At 66.9% G+C, this 18931-nt stretch carries 18 protein-coding genes; 13 read left to right on the top strand and 5 right to left on the bottom strand.

The annotated features are described in order from the left end of the window. Position 1: 1 nt before the first annotated feature. Positions 2-394, bottom strand: coding sequence for an acyl-CoA thioesterase (locus SJY12_RS09480; RefSeq protein WP_397505202.1), 393 nt, complete (start codon positions 392-394; stop codon positions 2-4). Continuing rightward, complete coding sequence (locus SJY12_RS09485) at positions 391-2532, bottom strand: S9 family peptidase (protein WP_397505203.1); 2142 nt, start codon at positions 2530-2532, stop codon at positions 391-393. Before SJY12_RS09485 ends, SJY12_RS09480 begins: the two co-directional genes overlap by 4 nt. 152 nt (positions 2533-2684) lie before the next feature. Here SJY12_RS09485 and SJY12_RS09490 point away from each other — a divergent pair, with 152 nt between their 5' ends. The 5 genes from SJY12_RS09490 to SJY12_RS09510 all read left to right on the top strand — a co-directional run bounded on the left by SJY12_RS09490 (position 2685) and on the right by SJY12_RS09510 (position 8035). Continuing rightward, a complete protein-coding gene (locus tag SJY12_RS09490; RefSeq protein ID WP_397505204.1) occupies positions 2685-4490 on the top strand; it encodes an aminopeptidase P family protein in 1806 nt (601 codons plus the stop codon). Between the two features lie 62 nt (positions 4491-4552). Further along, positions 4553-4948, top strand: coding sequence for a VOC family protein (locus SJY12_RS09495; RefSeq protein WP_397505206.1), 396 nt, complete (start codon positions 4553-4555; stop codon positions 4946-4948). Between the two features lie 198 nt (positions 4949-5146). Beyond that, complete coding sequence (locus tag SJY12_RS09500; protein WP_063511011.1) at positions 5147-5833, top strand: hypothetical protein; 687 nt, start codon at positions 5147-5149, stop codon at positions 5831-5833. A 49-nt stretch (positions 5834-5882) separates the two neighbouring features. Further along, a complete protein-coding gene (locus tag SJY12_RS09505; RefSeq protein ID WP_397505207.1) occupies positions 5883-6623 on the top strand; it encodes a response regulator in 741 nt (246 codons plus the stop codon). Continuing rightward, on the top strand, positions 6620-8035 hold the full coding sequence (locus SJY12_RS09510; RefSeq protein ID WP_397505208.1) for an ATP-binding protein: 1416 nt from the start codon (positions 6620-6622) through the stop codon (positions 8033-8035). Before SJY12_RS09505 ends, SJY12_RS09510 begins: the two co-directional genes overlap by 4 nt. Here SJY12_RS09510 and SJY12_RS09515 read toward each other — a convergent pair. Continuing rightward, positions 8032-9606 carry a helicase HerA-like domain-containing protein gene (locus SJY12_RS09515; RefSeq protein WP_050601645.1) on the bottom strand — a complete coding sequence of 525 codons (1575 nt, stop codon included), beginning with the start codon at positions 9604-9606 and terminating at the stop codon, positions 8032-8034. The two genes, SJY12_RS09510 and SJY12_RS09515, sit on opposite strands and share 4 nt — an antisense overlap. A 113-nt stretch (positions 9607-9719) precedes the next feature. Here SJY12_RS09515 and pabB point away from each other — a divergent pair, with 113 nt between their 5' ends. From pabB to SJY12_RS09540, 5 genes are all read left to right on the top strand, one after another. Then, complete coding sequence (pabB, locus tag SJY12_RS09520) at positions 9720-11534, top strand: aminodeoxychorismate synthase component I (protein WP_397505209.1); 1815 nt, start codon at positions 9720-9722, stop codon at positions 11532-11534. A 103-nt stretch (positions 11535-11637) separates the two neighbouring features. Next, positions 11638-12294, top strand: a complete 657-nt coding sequence (locus SJY12_RS09525; RefSeq protein ID WP_050601643.1) for an RluA family pseudouridine synthase — start codon at positions 11638-11640, stop codon at positions 12292-12294. Continuing rightward, positions 12287-12691: an alternative ribosome rescue aminoacyl-tRNA hydrolase ArfB gene (gene arfB, locus SJY12_RS09530; protein WP_050601642.1), complete on the top strand. Its 405-nt coding sequence runs from the start codon at positions 12287-12289 to the stop codon at positions 12689-12691. Before SJY12_RS09525 ends, arfB begins: the two co-directional genes overlap by 8 nt. Positions 12692-12880: 189 nt before the next feature. Then, entirely contained in the window at positions 12881-13048 is a 168-nt protein-coding gene (gene rpmG, locus SJY12_RS09535) for a 50S ribosomal protein L33 (RefSeq protein WP_050601641.1), read from the top strand. Positions 13049-13122: 74 nt separating this feature from the next. Continuing rightward, a complete protein-coding gene (locus SJY12_RS09540; protein ID WP_050601640.1) occupies positions 13123-13785 on the top strand; it encodes an outer membrane lipoprotein carrier protein LolA in 663 nt (220 codons plus the stop codon). A gap of 269 nt (positions 13786-14054) precedes the next feature. Here SJY12_RS09540 and SJY12_RS09545 read toward each other — a convergent pair whose 3' ends face one another. Beyond that, on the bottom strand, positions 14055-15503 hold the full coding sequence (locus SJY12_RS09545) for an alkaline phosphatase (RefSeq protein WP_397505211.1): 1449 nt from the start codon (positions 15501-15503) through the stop codon (positions 14055-14057). A gap of 92 nt (positions 15504-15595) precedes the next feature. Between SJY12_RS09545 and xth the strand changes: the two genes are divergently transcribed. From xth to SJY12_RS09560, 3 genes are read left to right on the top strand one after another with little or no spacing between them, the layout of a single operon-like run. Continuing rightward, complete coding sequence (gene xth / locus SJY12_RS09550; RefSeq protein ID WP_397505212.1) at positions 15596-16387, top strand: exodeoxyribonuclease III; 792 nt, start codon at positions 15596-15598, stop codon at positions 16385-16387. Between the two features lie 35 nt (positions 16388-16422). Continuing rightward, positions 16423-17442 carry a GTP cyclohydrolase II gene (gene ribA / locus SJY12_RS09555; protein ID WP_397505213.1) on the top strand — a complete coding sequence of 340 codons (1020 nt, stop codon included), beginning with the start codon at positions 16423-16425 and terminating at the stop codon, positions 17440-17442. Beyond that, positions 17439-17954: a GNAT family N-acetyltransferase gene (locus SJY12_RS09560; RefSeq protein WP_397505214.1), complete on the top strand. Its 516-nt coding sequence runs from the start codon at positions 17439-17441 to the stop codon at positions 17952-17954. Before ribA ends, SJY12_RS09560 begins: the two co-directional genes overlap by 4 nt. On the opposite strand, the gene SJY12_RS09565 is transcribed toward SJY12_RS09560, so the two are convergent. Continuing rightward, complete coding sequence (locus SJY12_RS09565) at positions 17932-18918, bottom strand: right-handed parallel beta-helix repeat-containing protein (protein WP_397505215.1); 987 nt, start codon at positions 18916-18918, stop codon at positions 17932-17934. The genes SJY12_RS09560 and SJY12_RS09565 overlap by 23 nt on opposite strands. Positions 18919-18931: the final 13 nt, after the last annotated feature.

An 18931-nucleotide genomic window follows, 5' to 3' on the forward strand; every position in this document is an offset into this window, starting at 1 on the left:
GTCAGACGAACGGCGCGATCACTTCGGGGCGCACCCGCGCGGGGCGCCCCGAAGTGCGATCGAGCATGGCCCAGGTGGTCGCCGCGCTGACGATCACCCGGCCCGCAGAATCGCGAAAATCGACGCGGCGTAGCGACTTGGCGCCGCGTGCCCCGCCTTCGATCCAGGTCGTCCCTTCGACGCTTTGCCCCAGGTCGATATTGCCGCGGTAGTCGATCTCGTGGCGGACCACGAGCCAGACATATTGCTCGCGGTCATCGGGCCGCGCCGCGGCGTCCCAATGCGCGGTCGCCATGTCCTGTATCCACTGCACCCACACCGCATTGTTGACGTGCCCCATCTCGTCGATGTGGCGCGCCTCCGCGGTGAAGCTGCGAGTGAAGCTGGGTATCACTCGGCCTCGCCCATCTGCCACAGGATGAAGGCGACCTCCTCGGCGGTTTCGTAGATCGACTGGAAACGGCCCGACTTGCCGCCATGGCCCGCGCCCATATTGGTCTTGAGCAGCAGCTCGCTGTCGCCGGTCTTCACCTCGCGCAGCTTGGCCACCCACTTGGCGGGTTCCCAATAGGTCACGCGCGGGTCGTTGAGGCCGGCGGTCACCAGCATCGGCGGATAGTCCTGCGCGGTCACCTGGTCATAGGGGCTGTAGCTGAGGATATAGGCGAAGGCCTGCTTGCTCAGGATCGGGTTGCCCCATTCGGGCCATTCGCCCGGCGTCAGCGGCAGTTCTTCGTCGAGCATGGTCGACAGCACATCGACGAAGGGCACATGCGCCACCACCGCGCCCCACAGCTCGGGATCGGTGTTGACCACCGCGCCCATCAGCTCGCCGCCCGCCGAACCGCCCGAAATGCTGATCCGGCCTTTCTCGGTATAGCCCTTGGCGACCAGCCCCTTCGCCACGTCAACGAAATCGTTGAAGGTGTTGGTGCGTTCGTTGAGCTTGCCCTGCAGGTACCACTTACGGCCCAGGTCGTTGCCGCCGCGGATATGCGCGATGGCATAGGCATAGCCGCGATCGACCAGGCTCAGCCGCGAGGTCGAGAAGCCCGGTGGCACCGCATAGCCGTAAGCGCCGTAGGCATAGAGGTGCAGCGGCCCGGTCTTCGGCCGGTCCTTGCGCATGATGATGCTGACCGGAACCATCGTGCCGTCGCGCGCGGCGATCTCGACACGCTCGGTGGTGTAGAGCGCGGGGTCGTAACCGCTGGGGATTTCCTGCTGCTTGAGCAGTTCGAGTTCGCCCGTGGCGACGTGGTAGTCATAGACCGAATCCGGCGTGACCATGCTCTCGTAGGCCAGCCGCAGGATGTCCTGGTCGTATTCGGGATTGTTGCTCAGCCCTGCGCTGAAGCTGGCCTCGGCAAAGGCGATCGGCTTGACCAGATTGGCATCCTTGTAGGACCGCAGCTGGATCTGGTCGAGCCCGCGCAGTCGCCCTTCGGTGACATAGAAGTCCTTGAACAGTTCGAAACCGGTCAGGTAAAACTCGTCCGATCCGGAAATCAGCGTGGTCCAGTCGCCCGGCGTATCGAGCTTGGCGGTCGCCAGCCGGAAATTGACGTGGTCGTCATTGGTATGGACCCACACCATCCCGTCGCGCACATCGACATCGTATTCGACGCCCTTCTGCCGCGGCTTGACCAGCACCTGCTCCGCCGTGGGATCGTTCGCCGGAACCAAGCGGACTTCGCTCGTCTCGTTGTCGCCGGTCGAAATGATCAGCCAGTCTTCCTGCGCCGACAGGCTGGTGCCGACGCGAAAACCCTCGTCCATGGTTTCGCGGTAGAGTTCGACGTCTTCGCTGACCGGCGTGCCGAGGACATGCATGGTCGCATCGTGGACGCGCCAATTGTCGTCCGCAGTGCCATAGACCAGCGCCGTATCGTTCTTCACCCAGACGAGGTCCGACAGCGTGCCGGGGATCTCGTCGGGCAGCAGTTCGCCCGTTTCCAGGTCCTTGATTCGCGCGGTAAAGCGTTCGGAGCCGTTGGTATCGGCCGAATAGGCGAGGTAGCGGCCGTTCTGCGACACCGAAAACGCGCCCAGGCGGAAATATTCCACCCCTTCGGCCAGCGCGTTCTCGTCGAGGATCAGGACGTCGTCGCCCCCGGCAACCGGCTTGCGGTAATATTTGCGGTATTCCGCGCCTTCCTCGAACTCCGACCAGTAGAGATAATCCCCGCGGCGCTGCGGCACGGTGGAATCGTCTTCCTTGATGCGCGCCTTCATCTCCGCGAACAATTCGTCGACCAGCGGCTGCTGCGGCTTCATCCGCGCTTCGAACCACGCGTTTTCGGCCTTCAGATGGTCGAGCACGTCCTCGTCGTCGATCGTCGGATAGGACTGGTCGCGCAGCCAGTGGTAGGGGTCGGCAATCGTTATCCCGTGATGCGAATAGCTGTGGTCGCGTTTTTCGGCAGTCGGCGGCGAAGTCGGCTGTGGCACTGTGGTCCCTTCGGAGTTCTGGGCGTGGAGCGGCGCGCTGAGCGCCAGCGATGCGGCAGATAGGAACGCGGCGTATCGCATGAAAGGCATAGGTGGTCCTCCCCCGGGCGGCGCAAAACTGGAAAGGATCGCCGCGGATGACTATGACGGGGGAGTGATTATGCGGCTGCGCCACGCGCCGCAAGCACCGAGTCGCTCCCCAGCGCGACCGGCGCGAAGGAAAGGATTTCTCGATGCTGATGCAGACCCATGAAGCCCGTCTCGACGGATTGCGCAAGGAACTGACCCGCCGCGGCCTCGACGGCTTCGTCATTCCCATCTCGGACGAGCACATGAGCGAATATGTCGGCTCCTATGCCCAGCGGCTCAACTGGCTGACCGGTTTCGGCGGCAGCGCCGGAAGTGCCGCCGTGCTGCAGGACCGCGCAGCGATGTTCACCGACGGGCGCTATACCGTCCAGGTACGCGAGCAGGTCAGCGGAACGCTGTACGATTACGAGGATGTGCCTGCCACATCGCCCGCCAAATGGATCGCCGAACATGCGCCCGAGGGGGCGAAGATCGGCTATGACGCATGGCTGCACGGGATCGGCTGGGCCGAGGAAGCCGAAGCCGCGTTCGCCCGCAAGGGCATCGAACTGGTCCCGGTGGACGGCAATCCGATCGATGCGATCTGGGACGACCGTCCGCAGGCCTCGCGGGCCGCAGCGGTGCCGCATGGCGACGCGCACGCCGGACGGTCGAGCGCCGACAAGCGTTCCGAAGTGGCCGACTGGCTCAAGCAGGAAGGCTATGACGCGACCGTCGTCAGCGCGCTCGATTCGGTCGCGTGGCTGCTGAACATGCGCGGCAGCGATGTCGACAACACGCCGGTCGCGCTGTCCTATGTCCTGGCGCATGCCGATGGCACCGCCGAACTGTTCATCGCGCCCGACAAGGTCACGCCCGAACTCACCCAGCATCTCGGCAATGCGGTGACGGTGCGCGACCGCGCGGAATTCGTACCCGCGCTCGAGGCGCTGGAGGGCAAGCGGGTCGCGGTCGATCCGAACCATGCGGTGGCGGGCATCTTCCACGCGCTGGAGCAGGGCGGCGCCAGCGTGGTGCGCACCGACGATCCGACCGTGCTGCCCAAGGCGATCAAGAACCCGGCCGAACAGCAGGGCCACCGCGATGCCCAGTCGCGCGATGGTGCCGCCGTGGCGCGGTTCCTGCGCTGGCTCGGCATCGAAGCGCCCAAGGGCGCCGTCGACGAGCTCGCCGCGGCGGCCAAGCTGCGCGAATTCCGCGAAGCGGGCGGCCTGCTCAAGGATGCGAGCTTCGACACGATCAGTGCCGCAGCGGGCCATGCCGCGCTGCCGCATTACAAGGTCGATGAAGACAGCAATATCCCGATCCCACCGTCGTCGATCTACCTCGTCGATTCGGGCGGCCAGTATCTCGACGGCACCACCGACATCACCCGTACCGTGTGGATCGGCCCGGGCGAGCCCAGCGCCGAGATGGTCGAGCGCAACACGCGCGTGCTCAAAGGCCATATCCAGCTCGACATGCAGAAATTCCCCGATCGCACCACGGGCGGCGCGCTCGACGCGCTGGCCCGGATGCATTTGTGGAACGGCGGGGTCGATTACGGCCACGGCACCGGTCACGGCGTCGGCAGCTTCCTTTCGGTCCACGAGGGCCCGCAGCGGATCAGCAAGCCGGGCGGCGCCTTCCCCGGCACCGAAACCCCGCTGCGCGAGGGGATGATCCTGTCGAACGAGCCCGGTTACTACAAGCCCGGCGAATACGGCATCCGAATCGAGAACCTCGTGCTGGTGGTCGATGCGGGCCTTGCGGACAGCGAGGGCAAGTATCTCGGCTTCGAAACGCTGACGATGGTTCCGCTCGACCGGACGCTGGTCGACCGCGCGCTGCTCAGCGAGGCCGAAATCGGCTGGTGGAACGACTATCACACCGCGGTCTACGCTACGCTTGCCCCGCAGCTCGAGGGCGATGATCTCGCCTGGCTCGAGGAACAATGCGCGCCCTTGTAGGCCAGATCATGTTCCCCTAATGTTCCGCCGGTCGCGAGTCGTTTTCGACAAGGAGAGTGCAGATGATCGGATATGTGACACTGGGGACCAACGATCTCGAGCGGGCGGCTCGGTTCTACGATCCCATCGCGGCCGAACTGGGCGTGGGGCGGATGATGGATTTCGACAGCTTCATTGCCTGGGGCAATATGGACGGCGCGGCGGGTATCGCTGCGACCAAGCCGTTCGACGGGAACGAGGCCAGTGTGGGCAACGGCACGATGGTGGCGCTGCAGGCGAAGGACCGCGACCAGGTCCGCCGGCTGTATGACATTGCGCTCGCCAATGGCGGCAGCGACGAGGGCGAACCGGGACCGCGCGGCGAGCCCGATGCCAATGGCATGGTGTTCTATGCCGCCTATTTCCGCGATCCCGACGGCAACAAGCTCAACGCCTTCCTGATGGACAAGGCGGCCTGACGGGGCGATCGCGCCGCCGCGCTTGCTGCGCGATGAACGCGGCCGGCGGCGTGATACCTTCCGTTACAATTCAGGCCAGGTTCGGGATATTGCTGCGACATTGCCGGCCTAGAACAGGGACACGAGCTGCGGCGGGCCTGACCTCCCTCCCCTCAGACCCCAGTCCGTCGCAGCTCTCCAGACCTTTGGAGATATCCTATGAACAAGACCATCCTTGCCCTTTCCGCCGCCGCACTGGCGCTGACCGGTACCACCGCGATCGCGCAGCACCGCGGGGCGCATAATCCCGATACCGATGGCAACGGCAGTGTCACGCTGACCGAAATGCAGGCCGCGAGCGCCGAACGTTTCGCCCGCATGGATGCCAATGGCGACGGCGTGATCAACGCTGCCGACCGGCAGGCGCGCGGTGCCCAGATGTTCGCCCGCGCCGATGCCAATGGTGACGGCGAGCTCACCGCAGCCGAAATGCAGGCTGCCCGCGAGGCGCGCAAGGCCGATCGTCCCGAGCGCGGCGAACGCAGCGAACGGCGGGCCAAGCGCGGCGGTGACCGGACCGAACGGATGGCCCAGCGTTTCGCGCAGGCCGATACCGACAATTCGGGCGGCCTCTCGCAAGCCGAACTCGCCGCAATGCACGAAGCGCGCGGCGAACGCGGCAAGCGGGGCAACCGCGGCGGGAAGCGCGGCGGCATGTTCCTGAGCGCCGATGCCAATGGCGACCAGGCGATCAGCCGCGCCGAATTCGATGCCGCGGTGCAGGCACGTTTCGCCAAGCTCGACAGCGATGGCAATGGCGCGATCTCGGCCGAGGAGCGCGAAGCCCACAAGGCGGAACGCCGGGCCGAACGGCAGGCCAAGCGCGGCGAGCGCCGCGGCCAGTAACGCTTGATCGCATGGACCGCTGGACGGTAGGCGCGCAAGTGCAAGACCTATGACCGAACCCGCGCCCACCTCCATCCTGCTCGTCGATGACGAGCCCAGCCTGCGCGAACCCCTGGCGGAGTATCTCTCCCGCCAGGGGTTCGTCGTGCGCGAGGCGGACAGCGCCGCGCAGGCGCGCACGCTGATCGCGCAGGAATTGCCCGATCTCGCCCTGCTCGACATCATGATGCCGGGCGAGGACGGCTTGTCGCTGTGCCGCCACCTCGTCGAAAGCCGCGGCCTGCCCACGATCCTGCTGACCGCCAAGGGCGAAGCGATGGACCGGATCATCGGATTGGAAATCGGCGCCGACGATTATGTCACCAAGCCGTTCGAACCGCGCGAGCTGGTGGCGCGCATCCGTTCGGTGCTGCGCCGCGCCGAACGGCCGGCCGCTGCGGCAGCGGACGAGGAACTGCTCTACCATTTCGAGGACTGGCAGCTCGATCCGCTCAAGCACCGGCTGACCGATCCGACCGGCGCGCTCGTACCGCTGTCGACTGCCGAGTTCCGCATGCTCCGGGCGTTTTGCGATCATCCGCGCCAGGTGCTCGACCGCGACCGCCTGCTCGATATGGTGCAGGGGCGCGAAGCCCAATTGTTCGACCGCGCGGTCGACAACCAGATCAGCCGGCTGAGACGCAAGATCGAAACCGACAGCCGCAATCCCCATTTCATCCAGACCGTGCGCGGCGGCGGCTATCGCTTCGGCGCCGAAGTGACGCGCGTCGCGCGCGGCGAGACGGCATGACGCGGCTACTGCCGCGCAGCCTGCTGGGCCAGGTCATGCTGGCACTGGCCGCGGCGCTGCTGATCGCACAGGCGATTTCGGCAGTCATGCTGTACCGGGCCGCATCCGAACGGCGCGAGTTCGCACTGGCCAGTGCCGCCAGTTTCCAATTGCTGGGCGGCCAACGGCGCGATCTGCGCGGCGAGCGGCGTGCCCCCGGACCGCCGCGTTCGATCACCCGCCGCATCCCCGGTGCCGAGCGCGGCCTGCGCCTTCCCCGCCGAATCCGCTTTACCGAGACGGCTGCCGTTCCGCTGCTTCCCGGCGAGAGCCGCAACCCCGCGCGCGAAGCCACCATAACCCAGCAGCTCGAACGGCAGGGGCTGGCCGTGGCCGAAGTGGTCGCGACCGAGCGCGACGTATCGGCCGATCCGCTGATCGCGCAGTCCGCGGCCGATTCCCCCGAATGGCGCGAGCGGCTGCCCGCAAACCGCGAGACATTGCTGGTCGTGGGGCTGAGGCAGGCGGGCAGCGACGACTGGCAGGTCGCGCGCCTTGCCGTGCCACCGCCCGATCGCGGACCCGTGCGCTCGCTGGTGCTGCAGACGGTGATCCTGTTCCTCGTGCTGGTCGGCCTGCTCTATTTCGTCCTGCGGCGTATCACCCGCCCGCTGGCCGCGCTGGCCGAGCGCACGCGGCGTTTCGGCAGCGGCGCGGTCCCCGGCGATCCGCTCAGCCCGAGCGGTCCCGACGATGTCCGTCGGCTGATCCACGCGCATAATGCGATGGAGGCGCGGATCGGTTCGATGCTCGACGAGAAGGACGTCATGCTCGGGGCGATCGGCCACGATCTCAAGACCCCGCTGGCGGCGCTGCGCGTGCGCATCGAAAGCGTCGAGGACGAAGCCGCACGGGCAAAGATGGCGGCCACGATCGAGGACATCACCCGCACGCTCGACGAGATCCTTTCGCTCGCGCGGATCGGGCGCAGCGATGCCGCGCCCGAGATGACCGAACTGGGCGCGCTGGCCGCTTCGGTGATCGAGGAATTCGAGGACATGGGCCAGCCGGTCACGCTTGCCAGCGGGAGCCGCATCGCCGCGGCGGTCCATCTCACCTGGCTCAAGCGCGGGCTGCGCAACCTGGTCACCAATGCGCTGCGCTATGCCGGCACGGCGAATGTCAGCGTGCTGCGCGAGAGCGGCATGGCGGTGCTGCGGGTGGAAGATGGTGGCCCCGGCATCCCCGAAGAGCGCATCCACGACATGCTCGAACCGTTCACGCGCGGCGAGGCCAGCCGCAATCGCGAAACGGGCGGGTCGGGGCTGGGGCTGACGCTGGCGCGTGCGGTGGCCGAACAGCATGGCGGCACGCTGTCGCTCGCCAATCGCGCGCAGGGCGGCCTGCGCGCCGAGATCCGCCTGCCGCTCTAGCGCATCAGGCCGCCGACCAGATTGCGGACGAAACGGCCCGCGATGCTGCCGCCGAATTCGGTGGCGATCGTCCCCGCCGCAGAGGTTGCCGCAGTGCGCACCGGATTGGCACGGCTGGTCCGGCCCATCACCTTGGCCGCGATGATCGAGGCCGCGCTACTGGCGGCGGCCCCTGCCGCGGCCTTGCCTGCACGCTCCCATAGCGAAGTGGTCTTGCGGCTGCGCTTGCGCACTTCCTTCTCGCCCTTCTCGGCGACTTCCTCGGCAGTGGCGGCGGCGTCGGCGGCCTTGGCAGCAAGCACTTCCTCGGCGCTTTCACGATCGACCGCGACGTCGTATTTGCCATCGACCGCGCTCACCGAATTGACGATCGCGCGTTCCTTCTCGGTCACCGGGCCAAGCCGCGATTGCGGAGGCTTGATCAGCGTCCGCTGGACCACGGTGGGCGCGCCGTCCCCGTCGAGCGTCGAGACCAGCGCCTCGCCCACCTTGAGCTCGGTGATCGCCTGCTCGACATCGAGTTCGGGATTGATGCGGAAGGTCTCCGCTGCCGCCTTGATCGCCCGCTGGTCGCGCGGGGTGAAGGCGCGCAGCGCATGCTGGACGCGGTTGCCCAGCTGGCCGGCGATCTTCTCGGGAATGTCCACCGGGTTCTGCGTGACGAAATAGACCCCGACGCCTTTCGAGCGGATCAGGCGGACGACCTGTTCGACCTTGTCTTCGAGGGCTTCGGGCGCATCATCGAAGAGAAGGTGCGCTTCATCGAAGAAGAACACCAGTTTCGGCTTGTCCGGGTCGCCCACTTCGGGGAGGCTCTCGAACAGTTCGGCGAGCAGCCACAGCAGGAAGGTGGCATAGAGCTTGGGCGCGCGCATCAGCTTGCTCGCGGCGAGCACGTTGATGACGCCGCGCCCCTGCGCGTCGCATGCGAGGAAGTCGTCGATTTCCAGCGCGGGCTCGCCGAAGAACCTGTCGGCGCCCTGGCTCTCGAAGCTGAGCAGCTGGCGCTGGATCGCGCCGACGCTCTGTTTGGCCACATTGCCGTATTTGCCCGACAGGTCTTTCGCATTGTCGTAGGCATAGGCCAGCATCGATTGCAGATCGCCCAGGTCGAGCAGCAGCAGCCCGTTGTCGTCGGCATAGCGGAAGACGATGTTGAGCACGCCTTCCTGCGTCTCGTTCAGGTCGAGCAGCCGTGCGAGCAGCATCGGCCCCATTTCCGAGATGGTGGTGCGGATCGGGAAGCCCTGTTCGCCGTACAGGTCCCAGAACACCGCGGCGTTGTCGGCATAGGCGTAATCGTCCATGCCCAGTTCCTGTGCGCGCGCCTCGAGCTTGTCGGCATGCTTGAACTGCGGCGATCCCGCCAGCGAGACCCCGGCGAGGTCACCCTTCACATCGGCGACGAACACCGGCACCCCCTGCGCCGAAAAGCTTTCGGCAAGGCCCTGCAAAGTAACCGTTTTCCCGGTCCCGGTGGCGCCCGCGATCAACCCGTGCCGATTGGCCTGGTCGAGCCGCAAGTGCTGGCGCTGGCCATTCGCGCCCAGTCCCAGAAAAATCTCGCTCATGCACTCAATCCCCATTCCGCAGGCCCGCCGATGCCGGCCATCTGACGCAGCCTTGTGGGTGCGGTCAAGCAATCCCTCGACAGGCGCTGCGCTTGCGGTAAAGGCTGGCACCGATGGCGGAACGGCAGCCCTTTGTCCTGCTCGACGATGCGCGTGAAACGGGCGCAGCCGATGCCTTGCTGTTCGAAAAGCCGCGCCGGGTCTTCGTCGCCCACCGTCCCGAACAGGTCGCCCGGGTGCTTGCCGATGCCGATGACGCGCGCCGCGAAAGCGGCGAGCTGGCGGGCTATATCGCCTATGAGGCCGGGCTCGCGCTCGAAGACCGGCTGGCCGACCGCGCGGCGGTGCGCAGCGGCGGTGCGGGTCCGCTGGTGTGGCTGGGCCTGTTCGGCGAACCGGTCCGGATCGCCGCTGCCGAAATGCCGCACTGGTTGGCGGCGCGCGCACCGGGCGGCGGCAGCATCGGCCCGCTGGAACCGCAGCTTTCGCCCGGCGGCTATGCGCAGGCCTTCGCGCAGCTGCAGGAGGCGATCCGCGCGGGCGATATCTACCAGGCCAACCTGACTTTCCCGCTGGCGGGCGGCTTCTCGGGCGATCCGCTGGGCCTCTATGCCGCGCTCAGGCCTGCGGCGCAGGCCGGTTACGGCGGCGTGGTTTTCGACGGCGCGCACTGGCTGCTCAGCCTCAGCCCCGAACTGTTCGTGTCGCTCAAGGACGGCGAGGCCAAGGCCAAGCCGATGAAGGGCACGCGCCCCCGCGGCGGAGATAGCGCCGCGGACGACGCGCTGGCGGGCGAGCTGGCCGCTTCGGTCAAGGACAAGGCCGAAAACCTGATGATCGTCGACCTGATGCGCAACGACCTGTCGCGCGTCGCGGAAGCGGGCAGCGTGCGCGTCGACAATCCGTTCGCGGTCGAGAGCTACCCGACGGTGCACCAGATGGTCAGCGTGGTGCGCGCGCGGCTCAAGCCGGAATGCGGCGCAGCCGATCTCGTGCGTGCGCTGTTCCCCTGCGGGTCGATCACCGGCGCCCCCAAGATCCGCGCGATGGAACTGATCGACGCCGCCGAACGCGACCCGCGCGGGCCCTATTGCGGCGCGATCGGGCGGATCGGCGCGGGGGGCGACGCCGCCTTCAACGTCGCGATCCGGACGCTGCGGCTGACCGAGATAGAAAACGCCCGCGGCAAGGCCGTGCTGGGCGTCGGCGGGGCGATCGTCGCCGACAGCGAGCCGCGCACCGAATGGCGCGAAGCACTGCTCAAGGGCGCTTTCGCGCGCACGTCCTCGCCCGCGCACCAGGCCGCGCAATTCGACCTGATCGAAACCATGCGCTTCGTCCCCGAAACCGGGATCGCCATGCTCGAGACCCATCTCGAACGGCTGAAGGCGAGCGCTGGAGAACTGGGCTTCTCCTTCGACCGGCACGATGCTCGCAACCAGCTGCACGCGCTCTGCTTCGTGCTGGAGAAGCCAAGCCGCGTGCGCCTGCTTGCTGCACGTTCGGGTGCGATCGCGCTCGAGGCGCAGGACATGCCCGCGCCTTGGGGCGAGCCGGCCCGCTGCATTATCCTGCCGCTGCCCGTCGATCCGGGCGACTGGCGGCTGCGCCACAAGTCCAGCGACCGCGGGTTCTACGACGAAGCGCGCCGCGTGGCGCAGGCGCATGACGCCGACGAGGCGCTGTTCGTACGCGAGGACGGCCTGCTCACCGAAGGCAGCGTGACCAACATCTTCGTCCCCGGCCCCGACGGAGTGCTGCTGACCCCGCCCGCCCGGCTGGGCCTGCTGCCCGGTGTCTTCCGCCGGACACTGATCGAGGAAGGCCGCGCGCGCGAAGCGGAATTGCGAATCGAGGACCTCGCGGGCGGCTTCATGCTCGGCAATGCGCTGCGGCTGATGATGGATGCGCGGCTGGTCGGGGAATGACGCCCGCACGCCTGCCGCTTGTCGCGCGGCAGGTTTTTCTCCAAGGACGGCGCATCCCTCCCCCTACGGCCCTTCGACACGCTCGGGGCGAACGGAAAGCTCTATGTCCCATATCCCCATCCTGTTCGAAGACGGCGAAGCGCTGGTCATCAACAAGCCTTCCGGGCTGCCGATCGAACGCCCCCGCCGCGGCGGGGCCTCGCTCGAGGACCATTTCGAGGAATTGAAGCTGGGTTTCCAGCGCGCGCCCATGCCCGTGCACCGGATCGATACCGATACCAGCGGGTGCCTGCTGCTGGCGCGCAACGCCAAGGCGCTCAAGCGCTTTGCCAAGGCGTTCGAGGAACGTCTGGTCGAAAAGCGCTATCTCGGGGTACTGTCGGGCGTGCCGGCCGATAGCGAAGGCACGATCGAACTGTCGCTGTCCAAGATCAGCAGCGCGGAAAAGGGCTGGCGGATGATCGCCGCGAAAAAGGGCAAGCCCTCGATCACCCACTGGCGGGTGCTGGCCGAGCACGGTGGACACACGCTGGTGGAATTCCGCCCCGAAACCGGGCGAACGCACCAGATCCGCGTGCATTGCCAGGCGGGGCTGAACCTGCCGCTGCTGGGCGACCCGGTCTATGGCAATGGCAAGGGCGCGCCGCGCACCATGCTGCATGCCGCGGCGCTGACCGTGCCGCGCACGGGCAAGCCGCCGATCGATGCCGCCGCCCCGCTGCCGCGCGATTTCGCCGCGCTCGGCTTTGCCGATGGGTAAGATTGCCGACCGGGCACTCGAAATCGCCGAAGAGAAGTTCATCGCTTCCTCCGGCCCCGGTGGGCAGAACGTCAACAAGGTCGCAACCTCGGTCCAGCTGCGGGTGGACGTCTTCCAGATCGGCCTGCCGCCCGAGGCTTTCGAACGGCTGAAGGACATCGCGGGAAGCAAGCTGACCAAGAATGGCGAAATCGTCTTTACCGCCAACGAATACCGCACGCAGGAGCAGAACCGCGAGGCCGCGCGGGAACGGCTGGTGGCGCTGCTCCACGAGGCGCTGAACCCGCCGCGCAAGCGCAAGAAGAGCCGGGTTAACCGCGTGGGCAAGGTCAAGCGGCTGAAGGCGAAGAAGGTCCGCGGCGATGTCAAAGCCAAGCGCGGCAAGGTGGACTGGTAGGATAATGCAAAGGCCCGCCCGCCGGCGCAGCGCCGCCGGGGGGTCGACCGGCAGCGCAAATTGCCGCCGCCGGATGCTTGACTTTCGCGCGTGAATCGCCCAATGGCCGCGCCGGAACGGCGGTGCTGTGCGCGCCGCCCTTGTTTTTTCGGGCCCGACCGGCCCCTTTCAGATCTTTAGGAACACGCCATGGCGAAGCCCGCAACCGTCAAGATCAAGCTCGTCTCGACTGCCGATACGGGCTTCTATTACGTGACCAAGAAGAACCCGCGCAACCACACGGAAAAGTTCACCTTCCGCAAGTACGATCCGGTTGCCCGCAAGCACGTCGAATTCAAGGAAGCGAAGATCAAGTAAGGCGCGCCTTGCTGAACCGCGGGAACGCAGTTGGTTCAGTGATGGTTCAACGCTCCGTGTCTATCAGCAGGAGCATGAGCACCTTGTCTTCGAAATCGAACAAAACGATCCGCGCCGCGCTGGCTCTTTCGCTGGCTGCGGCGCTTCCCGTATCGGCCGTGCTTACGCCTGCGCCCGCAGTGGCGGCTGAAGGCGATCTCGATCGCGCGGTGACCGCGCTGCGCGGGATTTCCACCATGAAGGCCGATTTCGTCCAGACCGACCGCAGCGGCCAGACGGTCCGCGGCGTGATGACGCTCAAGCGTCCCGGCAAGATCCGCTTCGAATACGAAAAGGGCGTCCCCATGCTCGTCGTGTCGAACGGCAAGTCGATGTACATGGTCGATTACGAGGTCAATCAGGTGCAGCGCTGGCCGATCAGCAATTCGCCGCTGGGGGCGTTGCTCGACCCCAGCCGCGACGTGAAACGGTATGGCAAGCTGGTCCCGACCAGCCATCCCGATGTGGTCAGCGTCGAGGTGCGCGACACCAAGCGGCCCGAATTCGGCGTGATCACGCTGATTTTCGCACGGGACCGCGCCGCGCCCGGCGGGCTGCGGCTGACGCATTGGGTCTCGCTCGATTCGCAGAACCACCGGACCACGGTGCAGCTCGCCAACCAGCGCTATGGCGTCGCGGTGGCGGACAGCGCGTTCACCTTCCGCGATCCGCGCCGTTCATCCCGTCGCCCGGGATAAACGGCCTCGCGGCGAACGGTGCGCGGTGTGCGATATCCCGCAATGGCGCGTTCATAGAACAGCAATCGGCCCCGGCCTAATTTAACCATCACGAGACGACACGAAGCGGGTTTCCCCCCTGTTGACCCCTTCGATCCGGTTCATCTCGTACCAAGCGTGACGAACGCTCACAGGAAACCCCCGCACCAATGCCCCCGGTGCGGGGGTTTTTTGTGTCTGGGCGCCGTGCTGGTGGCGGCCCGGACGCAAGGTCCGGGCCGCGCCGCCGATCAGTCCGCCGGCCAGCCGTATGCCTTGCGGATCACGTCGTAGATCAGGTTCTGCTCCATCACGCCGCGCACGCTGCCCGCGCCCGGGCCATTGGCGTAGAGCGCGACATCCTCGCCCGCATGCGTTTCCGAGCCCAGGGGGACCAGCGCCTGCTGATGCGCCATCACCCCGGTTTCGGGGGTCGGTCGGCCGGCGCCCGCATCGTGCTTCACAGCCCCCGGACCATTGGCATAGCCAAGCGTGGTGTAGGGCTGGCCATCGGCGGCCAGCATCGGATCGGCGTCGTCCCCGCCCCCGCCGGCGGGCGGGACGACGAAGCCGAGGATATCGTTGCCGCGCCGCGGATAGCCCGCGATGGTGAACACATGGCTGTGATCGGCCGTGACCATGATCAGCGTTTCGGCCGGGTCGGTGTTGTCGATCGCCCACTGGATTGCGCGCGCGAACTCGACTGCTTCCTCCAGCGCGTAGCCCGCCTGCCCCGCGTGGTGGCCGTGATCGATCCGCCCGCTTTCGACCATCAAATAGAAGCCGTCCGGGTCGCCTGCCAGCCGGGTAACGGCCGCGGCGGTCATGTCGGTCAGCGTGGGTTCGCTGCTCTCGGCGTCGCGATCGACCATGTAAGTCATGTGGCTGGGCGAAAAGAGCCCGAGCAGCGGCGCATCGGCAGGAGCTGCGGCCAGATCGGCGGCGGTGGTGACGAAATGGCCCCCGGTGGCGGCCTGCCAGTCGCCGGGCAGGTCGGCGCCGTCATCGAGCCGCAGTCCGCCGTTCTGCTTGCCATAAAATGCCACGCTGCCGCCGCCCAGCGCGACATCGAACGGCGCGGCGACCAATTGCTGCGCGATGTCGCTGCAGCCGCGTCCGCGCTGGTCTTCGGGAATGGCGGTATCGCCTTCCCAGTCGCGCGACACGCTGCGCGCATAGACCGAGGCGGGGGTCGCATGCGTGAGCCGCGCGGTGCTGACGATGCCCAGCGCCAGTCCGCGCTGCTTCACCTCTTCGCCCAGCAGGCCCAGTTCGTGCCCGCTGCCCGAAGCGCAGTCGCCCGTGGTCACGCCGGGCCCGTAGCCGAGCACGCCGATCCGGGTTTTCACGCCCGTATGCATGGCGCTGGCCGTGCCCGCGCTGTCGGCAACCTGCGCGTCGGTGTTGTAGGTCTTGACCAGCGCGACATTGTCGAAAGTCTCGAACGGCAGGACGTATTCCTCGCCGCTCTGCCCCTGCTTCTGGCCCGCATAGATGCGCGCGGCGGTGACGGTGGAAATCCCCATGCCGTCGCCGATGAACAGGATGACGTTCTTCGCCTTGCCCGCTGCCTGTGTTTCGCTGGCAACCGGTGCGGCGCGCGCCTTGTCGGGATAGTTGTAATTGTTGGTGGTGGTGCAGCCACCCAGCAACAGCGCGGCGGATGCCGCCAGCGCGGCGAAGGAAGGGGTCCGGATCATGTAGCTCTCCTGGCAATCGCCCCCCGCGCTATCGGCTCGATGCGAAAAGGGAAAGGTGGAGTTTTCCCGGCGCGCGTCCTAAGTCGCTGGCCATGGTTTCTATCGCTACCTGGAACATCAATTCCGTCCGCCTGCGCATGCCCATCGTCGAGCGCTTCATCGAAGAGCAGGCGCCCGATGTGCTGTGCCTGCAGGAGATCAAGTGCCAGGAGCACCAGTTCCCCTACGAGGCGTTCCGCGCGCTGGGATACGAGCATTTCGCCGTGCATGGGCAGAAGGGCTATCACGGCGTCGCGACGGTGGCGAAAACGCCGCTCAAGGAATTCAGCCGCCACGACTGGCAGGACAATGGCGAGGCGCGCCATGTCGGGATCGAGCTGACCGAGCATGACGGGATGATCGTCGAGAATGTCTATGTCCCGGCGGGCGGCGACGAGCCCGACCGCGAGAAAAACGCCAAGTTCGGCCAGAAGCTCGATTTCCTCGACCGGATGACCCGCTGGGCCGATGCGGTCGACCGCCCGACGCTGATCGTCGGCGATTTCAACATCGCCCCGCTCGAAAGCGACGTGTGGAACCACAAGCAATTGCTCAAGGTGGTCAGCCACACGCCGATCGAGGTCGAGAGCCTGCAGCGCTTCATGGACGCGCATGGCTGGAGCGATATCGGGCGCGAACACGTCAAGGCTCCCGAACGCTATTACAGCTGGTGGAGCTACCGGTCGAAGGACTGGAAGGTGAACGACCGCGGCCGCCGACTCGACCACATGTGGGCCAGCCCCGAACTCGCGCGGCAGGCCACCGGCCATTCGATCCACGAATACGCGCGCGACTGGGATAAGCCGTCGGACCATGTGCCGCTGGTGACGGAGTTCACGCTCTGAGCACGGCCTCCCCTTCACGGCGTGCGGCGCAGGCGGTGGACGCGCTGCGCCACGGCTGGCCGCTCGCCATCGAAGGGGCCCCGCTGCTGCAACCGGTCGAAACCGCTTTCGGCGAGCTGGCGGGATCGGCCATGCTGATCTCCGCCACGCGCGCGGCGACGCTCAAGCTGGCCAACCAGATCGAAGCCGCCGCGCCGCGCCAGCCGGTGCTGATGCGCGGCGCCGACCGGTTCGACCTGCCGGCCGCGCTGGCGGTCGCCGATCCGGCGCTCGACATGGCCAACCCGCTCAAGGGGCCGTTCAAGGCCATGGCGCTCGAATGGGAGGAGCAGGCGCGCGCCGCGCTCGACCTCGCCCGCCTCGCCGGCGTGCTGCCCGCCTTTCTGGTCGATCCCGAGAATGCCGGCGAAGCGGTTGCGCTGAATGCTGCCGATGTGGGCGCCTTTACCAATGCCGCGCGGCTGCAGATCGCCTCGCGCGCGCGGCTGCCCGTGGCCGCCGCCGACGATGCGCGGATCGTCGCCTTCCGCAGCCCCGACGACACGCGCGAGCATGTCGCGCTGATCATCGGCGAGCAATCGGCCGACCGCATTCCGCTGGTCCGGCTGCACTCCGAATGCCTCACGGGCGATATCCTCGGCAGCCTCAAATGCGACTGCGGCCCGCAGCTCGCCGCCGCGCTGCAGGCGATGGCGCAGGAAGCGGACAAGGGCGGCTGGGGCATATTGCTATACATGCGGCAGGAAGGCCGCGGGATCGGCATCATCAACAAGCTGCGCGCCTACCGCCTGCAGGATCAGGGCTTCGACACGGTCGACGCGAACACGCGGCTGGGCCTGCCCGACGAAGCGCGCGATTTTCCCACTGCGGCGCGGATGCTGGAGCTGCTCAATGTCGGGGAGATCCGGCTGATGACGAACAATCCGGCCAAGGTCGCGGCGCTCGCCGCGGTGGGCGTACCGATTGCCGAACGCGTGCCGCATGCGCTGCCCGACAACCCGCACAACGCCCATTACCTTGCGACCAAGCGCGACCGGTCGGGACATTTGCTGTGACCGCGATCGCGATCCGGCCCGAACGCGGCGGCGATGCACCGGCGATCTTCGCGCTGACCGAGGCGGCGTTTCGGGACATGCCCCATGCGGACGGCGACGAGCAGCAGCTGGTCGACCGGCTGCGCGCCGAAGGCGATCTGGCGCTGTCGCTGGTGGCCGAGGATGCGACGCGGATCGTCGGCCATGCCGCGTTTTCGCCGGTCACCATCTCCGATGGCAGCAAGGGGTGGTTCGGGCTCGGCCCGGTCAGCGTCTCGCCCGACCTGCAAAGGCAGGGCATCGGTTCGGCGCTGATCAAGCGCGGCATGGCCGATCTGCGCGAAAGCGGTGGGCGCGGGATCGTGCTGGTCGGCGACCCGGCCTATTACGCGCGCTTCGGTTTCGAATGCGATCCCGCGCTGCGCTACGACGGGGCGGAGCCCCGCTATTTCCAGCGATTGGTGCTTGGAGGCGACGCACCGCGCGGCGCGGTGACCTTCGCTCCAGCGTTCAGCGCCGCTCGAAGCGCCTGACGTTGCTGCCGAGCCTGTTGTTCTCGATCACCAGCGCGTCATTGGTCCAGTCGGCAACAAAGGCCGGACTGCGCGACAGCCCCGGGACCATCCGCGCATCGTTGTCGGCAATGACCAACCCGTCGGACGTGTAACGCGCGCCTTCGGCGCCGATGGCGATCATCGTCGACCAGTTTTCCTTGTCGCGCCCCTGGACGAACCAGTTTCCGCGGATCGCACCGGTCCCGCCATTGGGCAAGTCGATCAGGTAATTGGTACCGTGGCCGTTGGCATCGTCGAAACTGTTGCCCTCGATCACGTTGCGCGCCGCGCGCGACTTGAGATAATGGCCGCCGGTGCCCTGTTCGAACCGGCTGCGCGTCACCGTGACGCGGCCGTAATCGCCGGCATAGATCGAATGGGCGCAGCCGCCCGAATTTTCGCAAGTGCCCAGCCGGGTGAAGGTCGATTTGTCGACCACCAGCTCGCTGTCGACACCATTGGTGGTCAGAATGCCCTGCTGGCTGTCACGGAACCAGCTTTGCGAAACGCGCAGCGGCCCCTCTTCAAGACGGATACCCGCGCCATTGCCATCGGCAACCGCGATATCGGCAAACACCAGGCCTTCGACGCTGGCCCCGCGTCCGCGCAGCACCAGCGATGCCTTGCCTTCGCATGCCTTGCCGCCCAGCAGCGCTTCGCCCGGCTGTTCGGCACGGAAATGCACCACGCCGTCACGTTGCACGGCGCATTCGTTCCAATTGCCTGCGGCAATCACCACCGTGCCTTCGCTATCGCCGATCGCATCGACTGCAGCCTGCAGCGAACTGTAGCCGCGGCCGGTTTCGGCCACGGTGAAACTGGCGCGGCCCTCCCCCTGTGCCAGCAGCGCGGCCAGCGGGATCACGCCCACCGCCGCCGCGGCGATTGCGGCGAGAAGCCAGCGCGGCAGGCGCGAGGCAGGAGGGACGAAAGGCGAAGCCATGGGCAACGCCTAG

This window comes from Qipengyuania sp. R86523, from assembly GCF_044596365.1.
GTDB classification, from domain to species: Bacteria; Pseudomonadota; Alphaproteobacteria; order Sphingomonadales; family Sphingomonadaceae; genus Qipengyuania; species Qipengyuania citrea.